Here is a 14208-nt window from a genome sequence, read left to right as displayed (position 1 = left end):
GCGACGACGCAGTTCCTGGATTCACAGCAAAGCGCGGCCGCAAGCCGCGAGCATCATGTCGAAGTCAGCAGCGCGCAGGTGACGTCCCTCAGCCCTTGCCCATCGCCGCAATCGCATCCGCGATCTCGATCGTGCGCCGCGCCATGTCGGCGTGCAGGCGCTCCACCATGGCGCCATCGAGACGGATCGCGCCGCGCGAGACGTTCTCCGGCAGCTCGAACGCGGCGATGATCTTTCGCGCGCGCGCGACTTCCTCTTCGGGCGGGGTGAAGATCGCGTTGCAGGCTTCGATCTGCGAGGGGTGAATCAGCGTCTTGCCGTCAAAACCGAGATCGCGGCCCTGCGCGCATTCGGTGGCGAACCCGTCGGAATTGGCGATGTCGCTGTAGGGCCCGTCGAGGATTTCGAGGCCGTGGGCGCGCGTTGCCAGGATGCAATGGGTGATCATCGGGATCATCGCGGCGCGGCCCGGCAGCATCTTGATCCGCGTCTCGCGCGAAATGTCGTTCGGGCCGAACACGAAGCCTGACAGCCGCCGCGCTGGATCGCGCCCGGCCGCGGCCAGTTCCTCCGCATGCAGCACCGCGCGTGCGGTCTCGATCATGGCCCAGACTTTTACGGTCGGCGCCGCGCCGAGCTCGGCGAGACGACGGCCGATCGTGTCGAGGTCCTCCACAGTGGAGACTTTTGGAACCAGGATGCCGTCCGGCGAGACCTTCGCCGCCATCGCGACGTCGTCGGCCCACCAGGGCGTGTCGAGGCCGTTGGTGCGGATCAAAATCTCGCGCTTGCCGAAACCTTTGGCTGCGATTGCGGCCGCGATGCCGTCGCGCGCCACCGCCTTGGCATCGGGGGCGACGGAATCTTCGAGATCAAGGATCAGGCCGTCGGCGGCGAGATTACGCGCCTTTTCCAGCGCGCGGGGGTTGGAGCCGGGCATGAACAGATGGCTGCGGCGCGGGCGGGTCATGCAAGCATTCCTTCCGTTTTCCTCGTCTCACTTCCGACCGAAGCCGATAGCACCTGGCCTGCCTATTCGAAAGGCTTGTTCGTCCCAGCGGTATATGATTAGGCATAGGCCATGACCACATTCCCAGAGCATTTGCTGGAAGGCTACAAGGCCTTCGCCACCCAGCGGCTGCCGACCGAGCAGACCCGCTACCGCGAGCTGTCGGTGAAGGGGCAGTTCCCGGAAGTGATGGTGATCGGCTGCTGCGACAGCCGCGTCTCGCCCGAAGTGATCTTCGACGTCGGGCCGGGCGAGCTCTTCGTGGTCCGCAACATCGCCAATCTGGTGCCGGTGTATCAGCCCGACGGCAACGCGCATGGCGTCTCGGCGGCGCTGGAATATGCCGTGACGGTGCTGAAGGTGAAGCACATCGTGGTGCTCGGGCACGCCCAGTGCGGCGGCATCCGTGCTTTCGTCGACAAGATCGAGCCGCTCACGCCGGGCGACTTCATCGGCAAATGGATGCAGATGTTCATCAAGCCGGGCGAAGTGGTGGAGCAGCGCGACCACGAGACCATGGCGCAATTCGTCGAGCGCATCGAGAAGGCCGCGGTGTTCCGCAGCCTGGAAAACCTGATGACCTTCCCGTTCGTGCAGAAGGCGGTCGAGAGCGGTCAGATGCAGACCCACGGCGCCTATTTCGGCGTCGCGGAGGGATCGCTGTTCGTGCTGGACAAGGCGGCGAAGGAATTCAGGAACGCGCGAAGCGTGGCGTAGGTCCGCAGCTCTTGTAGGGTGGGCAAAGCGTAACGTGCCCACCACTTCTATCGCGATCGTGGAGAGATGGTGGGCACGGCGCTTCGCGCCTTTGCCCACCCTACGGCAGCACGGCTTACGCCGCCTTCTTCTTCGCGCTGATCAGCTTGCGGTTGATGAGGACTTCCGCGATCTGGATGGCATTGAGCGCGGCGCCCTTGCGTAGATTATCCGATACGCACCACAGCACGAGACCATTCTCCACCGTCGCGTCCTCGCGGATACGGCTGATATAGGTGGCGTCCTCGCCGGCGGCTTCATACGGCGTGGCGTAGCCGCCGGGCTCATGCTTGTCGATGACGAGGCAGCCCGGCGCCTTGCGCAGGATGTCGCGCGCTTCGTCCACGCTGATCGGGTTCTCGAACTCGATGTTGACGGCCTCGGAATGGCCGACGAAGACAGGCACGCGCACGCAGGTCGCGGAGAGCTTGATCTTGGGATCAAGAATCTTCTTGGTCTCCGCCATCATCTTCCACTCTTCCTTGGTGTAGCCGTCCTCCATGAAGACGTCGATCTGAGGAATGACGTTGAAGGCGATGCGCGCGGGAAACTTCTTATTGACCAGCTCCTGGTTGGTGTAGACGGCCTTGGTCTGCGAGAACAATTCGTCCATCGCATCCTTGCCGGCGCCCGACACCGATTGATAGGTCGAGACCACGACGCGCTTGATCGTCGCCTTGTCGTGCAGTGGCTTGAGCGCGACCACGAGCTGCGCGGTCGAGCAGTTCGGATTGGCGATGATGTTCTTCTTCTTGAAGCCCGCGGTGGCGTCCGCATTCACTTCCGGCACGATCAACGGCACGTCCGGGTCCATCCGCCAGGCCGAGGAATTGTCGATCACGACCGTGCCGGCGGCGCCGATCTTCGGCGACCATTCCTTCGACACCTCGCCGCCTGCCGACATCAGGCAGATGTCGACGTCGGAGAAGTCGTAATGCTCGAGCGCTTTGACCTTCAGCGTGCGGTCGCCGTAGGAGACCTCGACGCCCATGCTGCGGCGTGAGGCCAGGGCCACCACCTCGTCCGCGGGGAATTTGCGCTCATCCAAAATGTTGAGCATTTCCCGTCCGACATTGCCGGTCGCGCCGACGACTGCGACTTTGTAACCCATCGTTCACTCTCCGACGAAAAAGCTCTTTCCTGAAGCTGAGGCTTAAACAGGAAGAGCAGCGCTTCTATGCGAGAACCGGCCTCAAGACAACGTTGGACCATGCCTTAGGGACGTGGATGCAGTCGCCCGAGGCCAGCACGGCCACAACCCCCACCCAGATCCATCTGGCGCTTGCAGCCTTCGCCGACGAGGTCGTCGGCACGCTGGCGCGCCTGTTCGCCTATGTGGGGGCTTTGGTGCTGTTTGCCATCCTCGGCCTTGCGGCACTCGGCCAGCTGCCAACCTTGCGCGACGACGATGAGCCAGCGCTGAAGCCGGGTTGGGCCGTGGCCGACCGCTCGCCTCCGGCCTTCGCCCTCAGCCGGCTCGATTCGTCAGAAAAAACAGCCTCTTACACTATCTTGAGGCACCCCGAAGGCGGCCGCAGGGACGTGATGCGCTGGGCGGGCGAGGCGGACAAGGCCATGGCCGAGCTCGAAATCTATCGCGAGGGCGGCGAATTCGACGTCACCCGTCCGGCCGCCGCCGATCTGGCCGTCCGGATGGGACTGGGCACCGCGAGCCCGCTGGAGCAAGCCGGCCTGATCGACACGAAATTCGGCCCCGTCGCCCTATTCCAGCCGACCGGCACGGCGGAGGGCGCGCGGGCCTGCCTCGGCTACCTCAAGCGCAGCGAGGAGCCGGCGCTCCAGATCTCCGGATTCTCCTGCCAGGGCGACAGCCTGCCCGCCCGGCGCGCCGCGATCGCCTGCACGCTGAACCGGCTGACGCTGCTGACCTCGGGCAACGAGCCGAGGCTGGCCGAATTGTTCGCACATGCGGAGCTGAAGCGCCGCCCCTGCACGCTCCCGGGCACGTCGGACTGGCTGCTCGGCGCCGCCAATGCGCAATTGCGCGGCGCGCTCTGACCGGCATCAAGCTCAAGTGGCTGTATCCATGCAACTTTTGCCGGCGCGCACGATTATTCAGCGCTGGTGTGACCCAATAGACCTAGTTGCAGCCGCCCCGGCCGGGTTAGTATGAGGGCGAAATTGATTGGCGGCTTGCCGCCTGAAGGGGACGTGATGAGCTCGAATTTCTCTGCCGCGAACAAACTGGCGATGTGGCTTGCGGCCGGCGCCGTGATTGCCATGTCCTCAGCCTTCGCGACACCCGCCTCGGCCGACACCAAGAAGCAGCGCTATGACAGCGGTCGTCACTATTACGGCCCGAGCGGCCCCAACGCGAGCTACCAGCAGGGCCGCACCCGCATCTATGTGAGCAAGCGCTCCTGGCTCGACGGCGGCACCGAGGTCAATCCGGGCGACCGCAAGTTCTCCGACTATGCCTTCCCGCCGGCAGTGGGCTATCCGACCTTCGCGCGCGAAAATCTCAACCGCCCGATCGATCGCCAGCCGCTGAGCACGCCGCAGGATGTCGGCGGCTATCCGCAGAATTTCCCGCTGTACTGAGGCGGAATTATCGACCGAATCAAAATGGCCGGGCTCGCGCCCGGCCATTTTTGTTTTGAAGAGACCTTGTCGGGTGGGCACGCTTCGCTTTGCCCACCCTACAAACACTGCGCTCGCCGTCAGGCGTGCAGCTTCTGCAATTCCTTCAGGATCGCTTCGCCCATCTGCGTGGTCGAGGCGGCAATGGTGCCTTCCGACTTGATGTCGGCGGTGCGCAGGCCGCTGGCCAGCACCGCGGCGATCGCGGCGTCAACCTTGTCGGCGAGCGCGCCCATGTCGAAGGAATAGCGCAGCGCCATGCCGAACGACGAGATCATCGCGATCGGATTGGCGAGGCCCTGGCCTGCGATATCAGGCGCCGAGCCGTGCACGGGCTCGTACAGCGCCTTGCGCTTCTTGCTCTTGACGTCGACCTCGCCGAGCGAGGCCGAGGGCAGCATGCCGAGCGATCCCGTCAGCATCGCAGCGATGTCGGACAGCATGTCGCCGAACAGATTGTCGGTGACGATGACGTCGAACTGCTTCGGCCATTTCACCAGCATCATGCCGCCGGAATCGGCGAGCTGGTGCTCGAGCGTGACGTCGGGGTATTCGCGCTTGTGGACCTGGGTCATGACCTCGTTCCAGAGCACGCCCGACTTCATGACGTTGCGCTTCTCCATCGACGTCACCTTGTTCTTGCGCTTCTTCGCAAGCTCGAAGGCGACGCGGCCGATGCGCTCGATCTCGTAGGTGTCGTAGACCTGGGTATCGATGGCGCGCTTCTGGCCGTTGCCGAGATCGGTGATGGTCTTGGGCTCGCCGAAATAGACGCCGCCGGTGAGCTCGCGCACGATCATGATGTCGAGGCCCTCGACCGCCTCGCGCTTGAGGCTGGAGGCCTCCGCGAGCGCCGGGTAGCAGACGGCGGGACGGAGGTTTGCGAACAGACCGAGATCCTTGCGCAGGCGCAGCAGACCGGCTTCGGGGCGCACCTCGTAGGGCACCGCGTCCCACTTGGGACCGCCGACCGCACCGAAGATGATCGCGTCGGCGTCCTTGGCCTTGGCCATGTCGCCTTCCGAGATCGACACCTTGTGCGCGTCATAGGCCGAACCGCCGACGAGGCCGGTGTCGGTCTCGAACTTGGCGATCCCGGCCGAACTGAGCCAGTCGATCAGCCGCTTCACCTCGCCCATCACCTCGGGGCCGATACCGTCGCCGGGAAGCAGCAGCAGTTTGTGGGTCGCCATGGTCGTTTCCTCTGAGGTCGATTTCGGCCGGAGTGCTAGAGCGGCGATGCGTGCTTGGCAAGACACCATTGCCGCTTCGGTTCTGTGCAAGGCGGGCAGGGCCTGCCACACTGCGCATGCCGGAGTACCCCTTGCACGCACCTGACCGCCCTCCACCCGATGCCCACCCCGCACGGTTGATCCTGACCCTGTCGCTGGCTGCGACAGTTGGGCTGGGTATCGGCCGCTTCGCCTATTCGCTGGTGCTGCCCGACATGCGGGAGGACCTCGGCTGGTCCTACTCGGCGGCCGGTTTCATGAACACCATCAACGCCGTCGGCTACCTCGCGGGCGCCCTTGTGGCGTCCCGGCTGATCCAGCGCGTCGGCTGGTCGGCCGCGATCCGCGGCGGAACCCTGGCCTGCGTCGCCGCGCTCGCGACTTGCGCGCTGACCGGGAATTTCGTCGCGCTGAGCCTGGCGCGTCTCGTGCTCGGCGTTGGCGCCGCGGCCGGTTTCGTCGCCGGCGGCGCGCTGGCTGCTTCCATTGCGCAGTCGCGCCCGGAGCGGGCCAATTTCCTGCTCAGCCTGTTCTATGCCGGACCCGGCATCGGCATTCTCGCATCGGGCCTGATCGCCCCGTTCACGCTGCAATATTTCGGGCCGGGCTCGTGGTGGATCGTGTGGTGGGCGATGACACTGCTGTCCGTCGTCATGACCGTGCCGCTGTTCCTGGTCCGCATCGAGAGCGGCGTGCGTTTCTCGCAAGGCAGCCACGGCGCCTTCGCGATTCTTCCGGTGCTGGTCTATCTCGCAGGCTACTTCCTATTCGGCGCGGGCTACATCGCCTACATGACTTTCATGATCGCCTATGTGCGCGACGGCGGCGGCGGGGCCGCTGCGCAGGCCGCGTTCTGGAGCCTGATCGGCTTGAGCGCCTTCGTCACGCCGTGGGCCTGGCGCCGCGTGCTCGCGCTCGATCGCGGCGGATTGGCCACCGCCATCATCCTCGGCACCAACGCGCTCGGCGCCGCCCTGCCGATGCTTGGACATTCGCCGGCATGGCTCGCGGTGTCGGCCGTCGTGTTCGGCGTCGCCTTCTTCGCCGTGGTCGGCTCGACCACCGCCTTCGTCCGCTTCAACTATCCGCCCGAGGTGTGGCCGACCGCGATCGCGGCGATGACGATCTCGTTCGGCGTCGGCCAGACGCTCGGCCCGATCGTGGTCGGCGCCATCACGGACGCGCTGGGGAGCTTGAGTTACGCGCTGAACGTCTCGGCCGCGCTGCTGGCGCTGGGCGCGGTTGCGGCGTTGTGTCAGCGGAAGGTGGGGCCGCCCTCATAACAAGTGTCGTCCCGGCGCAGGCCGGGACCCATAACCACAGGGAGCATTTTGGCGAAGACTGGTCGTTCGGAATTGGCATCTAGCGAAAATCGATAGAGCTCGCGGTATGGTCCCGGCCTTCGCCGGGACGACAACAGCTAGCTCCCGCTGAACGAATTATACCCCTGGTCTTCCCAATAGCCGCCCTTGTAGTCGTTGGTGACTTCCATCGACACCACGTATTTCGGGTTCTTGAAGCCGAGTTTTGTCGGCACGCGGATCTTCATTGGAAACCCATACGCGCGCGGCAGGATTTCGCCGGCGTATTTGAACGTCATCTGGGTCTGCGGATGCAGCGCGGTGCGCATGTCGAGCGGTGAATTGTAGCCGTCCTTGTCGGCGCACTGGAACCAGACGTACTTTGCACGGGTGTCGGCGCCGATCAGCTTGAGGAAGTCGCGCATCGGCGTGCCGGTCCAGCTGCCGATCGCGCTCCAGCCCTCGACGCAGATGTGACGGGTGATCTGCGTGACCTGCGGCAGCTTGTACAATTCCGGAAGCGTCCACGACTTCTTGTTGTCGACGAGGCCGCGGACTTCGAGCTTCCAGTCGGCACCATCGACGTCAGGCGCGTCGTCGAGATCGTAATAGGCGTTGAACGGAAACGGTTTTGTGATCGCACTCTCGGGAAACGTCGGCGCCAGTGCGTCGGGATTGAAGATAAAGGCTTGCACGGCATCGTTGAATTTCGAAACCGACTTCAGCATCTCCTCGGCGGAGGACGAGTCGATCACGTCGCAGCCGGTGAGCAGCGTCAGTGCGCCGAGGCTGGCGCCGCCCGCGATGAAGCGGCGGCGGCTGACCTCGGGCATCGTCTTGATGGAATCCTTGATCAGCAGCCGCTTGTCGACGCCGGGAATCAGGAATGAGCGCTTGGCCATGGTTCTTACTCCGCTCTAGCGGCCGATGATCATCGCGCGCAGGCTCTTCGGCACCAGCAGCGCGAGTAAAACGTGAATGACGAGGAACGCGCAGATCGCGGCCATGCAGAAGAAATGGATATAGCGCGCAGTCGGATAGTCGCCGAACAGGCTCACGAGCCAGTGCAATTGCACCGGCTTCCACATCCCAAGCCCCGACAGCACGATGATCACGCCGACCAGGATGATGCCGGCATAGAGCACGCGCTGGACGTAATTGTAGACGGTGAGATCGGCATGGCCGAGCTTGAAGGTCAGCGCAGCCCTGACATCGTGGAGCACGCCGGACGGGGTGATCGGCAGCAGTTTTTTCCGGAAGCGGCCGGTGGCAAAACCGGTGACGAGATAGGCAAGGCCGTTGATCATCAACAGCCACATCGCCGCAAAGTGCCAGAGCAGGCCGCCACCGAGCCAGCCGCCGAGCGTGTAGTCGCGCGGAAAGCTGAAACCGAACAGCGGCGAGGCGTTGTAGATCTGCCAGCCCGACAGGATCATCAGGATCATGGCGAGGGCGTTGACCCAGTGCATGACCCGGACCCAGGCCGGTTGGATCACTTTGGCCGGGGTGGTGCTGACCTGCTCGTCGGTGACTGTGAGGCTCGACATGGCGGTTCCGTCCTGAACATCGTCTGACAGCAATTATACGCCGATGCTTCCGCTTTCGTTACGCCCTGCCCGGCATCGAATCGATACCGGCGGGCTATCATGGTCACAATAAAGCGAGCCGGGGACCCCCGGCTCGCCATTTCGTCGCATCCGGTTCGGGGATGAAGCCGGGCAGCGCGGTGTTAGGTCGCCGGCATCAGCACGGTGTCGACCACATGGATCACCCCGTTCGACTGGTTGACGTTGGAGATCGTCACCATCGAGGTGCCGCCCTTGGCATCGACGATCCAGACCTTGCCGTCCTGCTTCTTGACCGTCAGCTCCTCGCCTTCGGCGGTCTTCATCTTCTTGCCGTCGGTGAGGTCGGACGCCTCGAGCTTGCCGGGCACCACATGATAGGTGAGGATCTTGGTCAGCGTCGCCTTGTTCTCGGGCTTGACCAGGGTGTCGACGGTGCCGGCCGGCAGCTTGCCGAAGGCGGCGTTGGTCGGCGCGAACACGGTGAACGGGCCCTTGCCTTCCAGCGTCGGCACCAGGCCGGCTGCCTTCACCGCCGCCACCAGCGTGGTGTGGTCCTTCGAGTTGACGGCGTTCTGGACGATGTTCTTGGACGGGAACATCGCGGCGCCGCCGACCATGACGGTCTTTTCCTCGGCGCGGGCGGGCGCGACGACGGTCGCGGTGATGGCCAGCGCGCTGAAAGCTGCAGCGGTGAGATAGGCAATACGCTTCGACATGGAGGGTCTCCCGATTGGATTGTGACCGGCGATTGCCGGCGTTCGAGTTGGGCAACAACGGTGGCTGCGACCTGTGAGCGTGAAGCAGCAGCGACGTCGTTGGCTCGAATTACGGGAGGGTTTGCGAAGCGGTTTCGAACAAAACTTCTTTGTGATGGGTGAAACTAAGTGCGGGTGTGTTCGTGAGGGGCGTCATTGCGAGGAGCGAAGCGACGAAGCAATCCAGGCTGCCACCGCGGATGCACCGCTGGATTGCATCGCTTCGCTCGCAATGACGAGCCTCGACGATCTACCTGCCGCTCAATCCCTGTTGTGCGGCGTCTGAATGAACCCGCGGTTATGCGTCGGGCTGATCAGCAGTTCGTTGATGCACACTCGCGCCGGCATACTCGCGATGAACGCGATGGTGCGGCCGAGATCTTCGGATTGCAGCATCCTGGCCTGCTCCTCCTCGCTTGGCACCACCGGGCGCAGCTTCAGGATCGGGGTCGCCACCTCGCCCGGCATCAGGCAGCAGGCGCGCAGGCCGTTGACGCATTCGTCCATGTTGAAGGAATGGGTCAGCGCCAGCACCGCATGCTTGGTCGTGGTGTAGGCAGGGCCCGGCATTTTCGAGACGTGGCGGCCGGCCCAGGACGAGACGTTGATGATGGAGCCGTCCTGCTGCTTGCGCATCGTCGGCAGCACCGCGCGCATGCAATAGAGCACGCCGTTGAGATTGACCTGGACCAGCTGGTCCCAGCCCTCCAGCTCCATGTCCTTCCAGCTGCGCTTGGGGACATTGATGCCGGCATTGTTCACCAGCAGGTCGATCCGGCCGTGCTTCGCGACGATTTGATCGGCCACCTTCTGGACTTCGGCGGCGACCGACACGTCCAGCGCGATGGCTTCAGCGGCTCCGCCCGCCCCAGTGATTTTCGCGACCACGGTATCCAGGGCGTCCTTGCGCCGGCCCGAGACCACCACCGTCCAGCCGTCGGCCGCCAGCGCCTCGGCGCCGGCCTCTCCGATCCCGCTGCCCCCGCCTGTCACCCAGGCCACGCGTTTCCCGTTTTTGGTCATGCAAACTGTCTCCGTTGCTTCATCGGGGCGGTTTTTGCTAATCCAGCCCTCGGTTTTGACCGGCCTTGTCTGACGAGCCTTGTGGTCAAGCCTTGCGGTCGAGGAAATCTTGCATGAACCAAGCTGCCAACGCCAATTTGTTTTCCCGCCTGTTCGACGGCCTGGATGATCCGAAGCGCCTCGCCATCGAGACGCATGACGGAGGACGCATCAGCTATGGCGATCTGATCGCCCGGGCCGGGCAAATGGCCAATGTGCTGGTCGCGCGCGGCGTGAAGCCCGGCGACCGCGTTGCGGTTCAGGTCGAGAAATCCGTGGCCAACATCGTGCTGTATTTGGCCACCGTGCGGGCCGGCGCGGTCTACCTGCCGCTCAACACCGCCTATACGCTGAACGAGCTCGACTATTTCATCGGCGATGCCGAACCCTCGCTGGTGGTCTGCGATCCCTCCAAGGCGGACGGGCTTGCCCCGATCGCCGCCAAGGTGAAGGCGAAAATCGAGACGCTCGGGCCTGACGGCAAGGGCTCGCTGACGGACGCCGCCGACAAGGCGAGCAGCGAATTCACCACGGTGTCGCGCGCAAACGACGATCTCGCCGCGATCCTCTACACGTCGGGCACCACCGGCCGCTCCAAGGGCGCGATGCTGACCCACGACAATCTGGCGTCGAACTCGCTCTCGCTCGTCGGCTTCTGGCGCTTCACCGACAAGGACGTGCTGATCCACGCGCTGCCGATCTACCACACCCACGGCCTGTTCGTGGCGACCAACGTGACGCTGTTTGCGCGCGCGTCGATGATCTTCCTGCCGAAGCTCGACCCGGATCTCATCATCAAGCTGATGGCGCGCGCCACGGTGCTGATGGGCGTGCCGACGTTCTACACCCGCCTGCTCCAGAACGCCGCGCTGTCGCGCGAAACCACACAACACATGCGGCTGTTCATCTCGGGCTCGGCGCCGCTGCTCGCCGAAACCCATCGCGAATGGTCGGCGCGCACGGGGCATGCCGTGCTCGAGCGCTACGGCATGACCGAGACCAACATGAACACGTCGAATCCCTATGACGGCGAGCGCGTGCCCGGCGCAGTCGGCTTTCCGCTCCCCGGCGTCTCCGTGCGCGTCACCGACCCCGAGACGGCCAAGGAACTGCCCCGTGATGAAATCGGCATGATCGAGGTCAAGGGCCCGAACGTGTTCAAGGGCTATTGGCGCATGCCGGAGAAGACCAAGGCGGAATTCCGCGACGACGGCTTCTTCATCACCGGCGACCTCGGCAAGATCGACGCCAAGGGTTACGTCCACATTCTCGGCCGCGGCAAGGATCTCGTGATCTCCGGCGGCTTCAACGTCTACCCGAAGGAAATCGAGAGCGAGATCGACGCCATGCCCGGCGTGATCGAATCCGCCGTGATCGGCGTGCCCCACGCCGATTTCGGCGAGGGCGTCACGGCCGTGCTGGTCTGCAACAAGGGCGCGGATGTGACCGAGGCCGCGGTGCTGAAGGCGCTCGACGGCCGGCTGGCGAAGTTCAAGATGCCCAAGCGCGTCTTCGTCGTCGACGAGCTGCCGCGCAACACCATGGGCAAGGTGCAGAAGAACGTGCTGCGCGATACGTACAAGGATCTTTACGCGAAGAAATAGGGGCTGTGGTTCGCAGCACTCTCGTCGTCATTGCGAGGAGCTCTTGCGACGAAGCAATCCAGAGTGCCGCCGCGGAAAGACCCCTGGGTTGCTTCGCTTCGCTCGCAATGACGGAGTTTGGGGCGGTCACTGTCCGCCTAACAAACTCATCACAAACCTGCTGCCGACGATGAACAGATAGCACCCGAACGCGACCTCCAGCGTCCGCTTCGACATTGCATGCGCAGCCTTCACACCGAGCGGTGCTGTCACAAGGCTCATCGGCATCACCAGCACGGCGCCGATCAGGGAGACGTAGCCAAGCGCGAATGGGACTTGCAGGGCTGCAACGCCGGGATAGTGCGCGGCCGCAGGCCAGCCGGCATAGATGTAGCCGAGCGCGCCGGGGATCGAGATCAGCACCGCGAGCGCCGACGATGTCGCCACGGCCTGATGGATCGGGCGGCCGTAGAACGTCATCAGCAGATTCGAAAACAATCCACCGCCGATGCCCATCAGCGTCGACAAGATGCCGACGCAGAAGCCGTAGAATCGCATCAGCGGCCCCTTCGGCAAATCATCGCCGAGCTTCCAGCTCTCGCGCGCGAAGATCAGCCGTACCGCGGCCGACCAGGCGACGGCGACGAACACGATCTTGAACAGCCGCTCCGGTGCGTAGCGCGCGACCACGCTGCCGGCGACGACGCCGACCAGGATCGGCAGCCACCAGACCCGAAGGATCGCAAGATCGACGGCGCCGCGTCTGTAGTGCGCCTGGAACGAACGGATCGAGGTCGGGATGATCACGGCGAGCGAAGTGCCGATGCAGAGCGGCATGCGCACCTCGAGCGGCACACCGGCGATGCGGAAGCACTCGTAGAACACCGGCACCAGAATTGCGCCGCCGCCGATGCCGAACACGCCGGCCAGAAATCCGGAGAGCGCGCCGGTTGCGATCAGCAACAGCGCGAGCTCGACGACCTCCTTGATATCGAGTCCTGCAATCACCCCTGACCTGCCCCCGGCGGTGGGTCGCAACTTCTCCGATGCATCGCTCGGACAGTTGCCCGCAATGCTCTAGGCGATCTGATTTGCCGGGTCGACCGCCGCATCGGCGGTCTGGGGTGGGATGCAGGCTGCGCATATCCGCCCGTCTCGCGAAAAATCGGTGCGCTTCGCGGAAATTGAAGATTGCTCGCCGATCATCCCTGCCGGTTCGAACGTCTTGGATGACTGGTTCGAACCCTGGTTGGCCTGCGGCGGCTTAGAGCCGTTCCAATAGTAATTTCAATGCGCCGCAGCTCTGCGGCAAGGCATGAATTTCTGTTCGTTCTTTAGCCGGTGCGCCATGGCCCTGGTATACCAAGCCGCCGATTGGCCTTGTTACATCAAGGGCCTAGAGCTGAACCCTAGTTCGATCTATGGCGATTTGGTGATTGCGCAGGTGAAATCGACTCCGTAAATAGAGCCGACCTTTCGCGATCCCCGCGCGCCCATGCTGGGCCGCAATAAAGCAATCGAAGCCCATGACCGCACGGATCGAACGACCGCTTTCGCCGCACATGCAAGTCTACCGCTGGACGCTGACGATGGCGCTTTCCATCGTCCATCGCGCCACCGGAATTGCCCTCTACGCCGGAACGCTGCTGCTGGCCTGGTGGCTGATTGCGGCGGCCTCCGGCCCTGCCGCCTATGGCCACGTCCAGGCCTTCACCGGCAGCATCATCGGCCGGCTGATCGTGTTCGGCTACACTTGGGCGCTGATGCACCACATGCTCAGCGGCATCCGGCATTTCGTCTGGGACCTCGGCTACGGCTTCAAGGCCAATGAGCGCGAAGCGTTGACCTGGGGCGCGTTGATCGGCGGCATCGTGCTCACGGTCCTCGTCTGGATCATCGCCTACGCGATCGGAGGCGGCCGATGAGTTTCGACGAATCCCACGGCGCTCCGAAGGGCTCCTCCATGCGCACCCCGCTCGGCCGCGTGCGCAATCTTGGCGCTGCGCATTCGGGCACGTCCGATTTCTGGCGCCAGCGCATCACCGGCGTCGCCATGACTCTGCTGATGATCCCCGTGATCGTGATCGTGATGATGCTGCTCGGCCGCAACCAGGCCGGCGCCGCGCAGATCCTCGGCTCGCTGCCGATCGCGGTGATCCTGCTGCTCTTCATCTTCGCCAGTGCCTGGCACATGAAGATCGGCATGCAGGTCGTGATCGAGGACTACATCCATAACGAGAAGCTCAAGCTCATCTCGATCATGCTCAACAACTTCTTCTCGTTCGCCGTGGCGCTCGCCTCGACCTACGCGATCCTGAAACTTTCCTCCGGAGTCTAACCC

General features: G+C 63.9%; 15 protein-coding genes. 7 read left to right on the top strand and 8 right to left on the bottom strand.

The features are described from left to right. Positions 1-88 precede the first annotated feature (88 nt). Positions 89-970 carry a CoA ester lyase gene (locus IVB45_RS00660; RefSeq protein ID WP_247358195.1) on the bottom strand — a complete coding sequence of 294 codons (882 nt, stop codon included), beginning with the start codon at positions 968-970 and terminating at the stop codon, positions 89-91. Positions 971-1081: 111 nt separating this feature from the next. Between IVB45_RS00660 and IVB45_RS00655 the strand changes: the two genes are divergently transcribed. Further along, complete coding sequence (locus IVB45_RS00655) at positions 1082-1726, top strand: carbonic anhydrase (protein ID WP_027566365.1); 645 nt, start codon at positions 1082-1084, stop codon at positions 1724-1726. A gap of 115 nt (positions 1727-1841) precedes the next feature. Here IVB45_RS00655 and IVB45_RS00650 read toward each other — a convergent pair whose 3' ends face one another. Next, positions 1842-2876 carry an aspartate-semialdehyde dehydrogenase gene (locus IVB45_RS00650; protein WP_247284948.1) on the bottom strand — a complete coding sequence of 345 codons (1035 nt, stop codon included), beginning with the start codon at positions 2874-2876 and terminating at the stop codon, positions 1842-1844. A 116-nt stretch (positions 2877-2992) separates the two neighbouring features. Here IVB45_RS00650 and IVB45_RS00645 point away from each other — a divergent pair, with 116 nt between their 5' ends. Next, the gene (locus IVB45_RS00645) at positions 2993-3784 is read left to right on the top strand and encodes a hypothetical protein (RefSeq protein WP_247358196.1); all 792 of its coding nucleotides are present in this window, start codon (positions 2993-2995) and stop codon (positions 3782-3784) included. A gap of 156 nt (positions 3785-3940) precedes the next feature. Continuing rightward, the gene (locus IVB45_RS00640; RefSeq protein ID WP_027566362.1) at positions 3941-4327 is read left to right on the top strand and encodes a hypothetical protein; all 387 of its coding nucleotides are present in this window, start codon (positions 3941-3943) and stop codon (positions 4325-4327) included. 119 nt (positions 4328-4446) lie between these two features. Here the strand turns inward: IVB45_RS00640 and leuB are convergent, their stop codons facing one another. Next, entirely contained in the window at positions 4447-5559 is a 1113-nt protein-coding gene (leuB, locus tag IVB45_RS00635) for a 3-isopropylmalate dehydrogenase (protein WP_247358197.1), read from the bottom strand. 131 nt (positions 5560-5690) lie between these two features. On the opposite strand from leuB, the gene IVB45_RS00630 reads away from it, so the two are divergent. Then, on the top strand, positions 5691-6881 hold the full coding sequence (locus tag IVB45_RS00630; RefSeq protein ID WP_247358198.1) for a YbfB/YjiJ family MFS transporter: 1191 nt from the start codon (positions 5691-5693) through the stop codon (positions 6879-6881). A gap of 137 nt (positions 6882-7018) precedes the next feature. On the opposite strand, the gene IVB45_RS00625 is transcribed toward IVB45_RS00630, so the two are convergent. The 4 genes from IVB45_RS00625 to IVB45_RS00610 all read right to left on the bottom strand — a co-directional run bounded on the left by IVB45_RS00625 (position 7019) and on the right by IVB45_RS00610 (position 10245). Next, positions 7019-7801, bottom strand: coding sequence for a molybdopterin-dependent oxidoreductase (locus tag IVB45_RS00625; protein ID WP_027566359.1), 783 nt, complete (start codon positions 7799-7801; stop codon positions 7019-7021). A gap of 15 nt (positions 7802-7816) precedes the next feature. Beyond that, positions 7817-8446, bottom strand: coding sequence for a cytochrome b/b6 domain-containing protein (locus IVB45_RS00620; RefSeq protein ID WP_247358199.1), 630 nt, complete (start codon positions 8444-8446; stop codon positions 7817-7819). A gap of 182 nt (positions 8447-8628) precedes the next feature. Continuing rightward, positions 8629-9183 carry a fasciclin domain-containing protein gene (locus IVB45_RS00615; protein ID WP_027566357.1) on the bottom strand — a complete coding sequence of 185 codons (555 nt, stop codon included), beginning with the start codon at positions 9181-9183 and terminating at the stop codon, positions 8629-8631. 300 nt (positions 9184-9483) lie between these two features. Further along, positions 9484-10245: an SDR family NAD(P)-dependent oxidoreductase gene (locus IVB45_RS00610; RefSeq protein WP_247358200.1), complete on the bottom strand. Its 762-nt coding sequence runs from the start codon at positions 10243-10245 to the stop codon at positions 9484-9486. A gap of 113 nt (positions 10246-10358) precedes the next feature. Here IVB45_RS00610 and IVB45_RS00605 point away from each other — a divergent pair, with 113 nt between their 5' ends. Then, positions 10359-11888, top strand: a complete 1530-nt coding sequence (locus IVB45_RS00605; RefSeq protein WP_247284954.1) for a malonyl-CoA synthase — start codon at positions 10359-10361, stop codon at positions 11886-11888. A gap of 126 nt (positions 11889-12014) precedes the next feature. On the opposite strand, the gene IVB45_RS00600 is transcribed toward IVB45_RS00605, so the two are convergent. Continuing rightward, positions 12015-12875, bottom strand: coding sequence for a sulfite exporter TauE/SafE family protein (locus tag IVB45_RS00600; protein WP_247358201.1), 861 nt, complete (start codon positions 12873-12875; stop codon positions 12015-12017). 518 nt (positions 12876-13393) lie between these two features. Here IVB45_RS00600 and sdhC point away from each other — a divergent pair. Further along, positions 13394-13792 (top strand): succinate dehydrogenase, cytochrome b556 subunit, encoded by a 399-nt coding sequence (gene sdhC / locus IVB45_RS00595; protein ID WP_027566353.1) that lies wholly within the window; start codon positions 13394-13396, stop codon positions 13790-13792. After that, positions 13789-14205 (top strand): succinate dehydrogenase, hydrophobic membrane anchor protein, encoded by a 417-nt coding sequence (gene sdhD / locus IVB45_RS00590; RefSeq protein WP_007598776.1) that lies wholly within the window; start codon positions 13789-13791, stop codon positions 14203-14205. Before sdhC ends, sdhD begins: the two co-directional genes overlap by 4 nt. The last annotated feature ends 3 nt before the right edge of the window (positions 14206-14208 follow it).

The organism is Bradyrhizobium sp. 4 (assembly GCF_023100905.1).
In the GTDB taxonomy this organism is placed as follows: Bacteria; Pseudomonadota; Alphaproteobacteria; order Rhizobiales; family Xanthobacteraceae; genus Bradyrhizobium.
This window is presented reverse-complemented; position numbering and strand designations above follow the sequence as displayed.

Excerpts from the sequence above, each read along its gene's own strand:
- IVB45_RS00660 (WP_247358195.1), bottom strand. The coding sequence starts at position 970 with ATGACCCGCCCGCGCCGCAGCCATCTGTTCATGCCCGGCTCCAACCCC.
- IVB45_RS00655 (WP_027566365.1), top strand. The coding sequence starts at position 1,082 with ATGACCACATTCCCAGAGCATTTGCTGGAAGGCTACAAGGCCTTCGCC.
- IVB45_RS00650 (WP_247284948.1), bottom strand. The coding sequence starts at position 2,876 with ATGGGTTACAAAGTCGCAGTCGTCGGCGCGACCGGCAATGTCGGACGG.
- IVB45_RS00645 (WP_247358196.1), top strand. The coding sequence starts at position 2,993 with ATGCAGTCGCCCGAGGCCAGCACGGCCACAACCCCCACCCAGATCCAT.
- IVB45_RS00640 (WP_027566362.1), top strand. The coding sequence starts at position 3,941 with ATGAGCTCGAATTTCTCTGCCGCGAACAAACTGGCGATGTGGCTTGCG.
- leuB (WP_247358197.1), bottom strand. The coding sequence starts at position 5,559 with ATGGCGACCCACAAACTGCTGCTGCTTCCCGGCGACGGTATCGGCCCC.
- IVB45_RS00625 (WP_027566359.1), bottom strand. The coding sequence starts at position 7,801 with ATGGCCAAGCGCTCATTCCTGATTCCCGGCGTCGACAAGCGGCTGCTG.
- IVB45_RS00620 (WP_247358199.1), bottom strand. The coding sequence starts at position 8,446 with ATGTCGAGCCTCACAGTCACCGACGAGCAGGTCAGCACCACCCCGGCC.
- IVB45_RS00615 (WP_027566357.1), bottom strand. The coding sequence starts at position 9,183 with ATGTCGAAGCGTATTGCCTATCTCACCGCTGCAGCTTTCAGCGCGCTG.
- IVB45_RS00610 (WP_247358200.1), bottom strand. The coding sequence starts at position 10,245 with ATGACCAAAAACGGGAAACGCGTGGCCTGGGTGACAGGCGGGGGCAGC.
- IVB45_RS00605 (WP_247284954.1), top strand. The coding sequence starts at position 10,359 with ATGAACCAAGCTGCCAACGCCAATTTGTTTTCCCGCCTGTTCGACGGC.
- sdhC (WP_027566353.1), top strand. The coding sequence starts at position 13,394 with ATGACCGCACGGATCGAACGACCGCTTTCGCCGCACATGCAAGTCTAC.
- sdhD (WP_007598776.1), top strand. The coding sequence starts at position 13,789 with ATGAGTTTCGACGAATCCCACGGCGCTCCGAAGGGCTCCTCCATGCGC.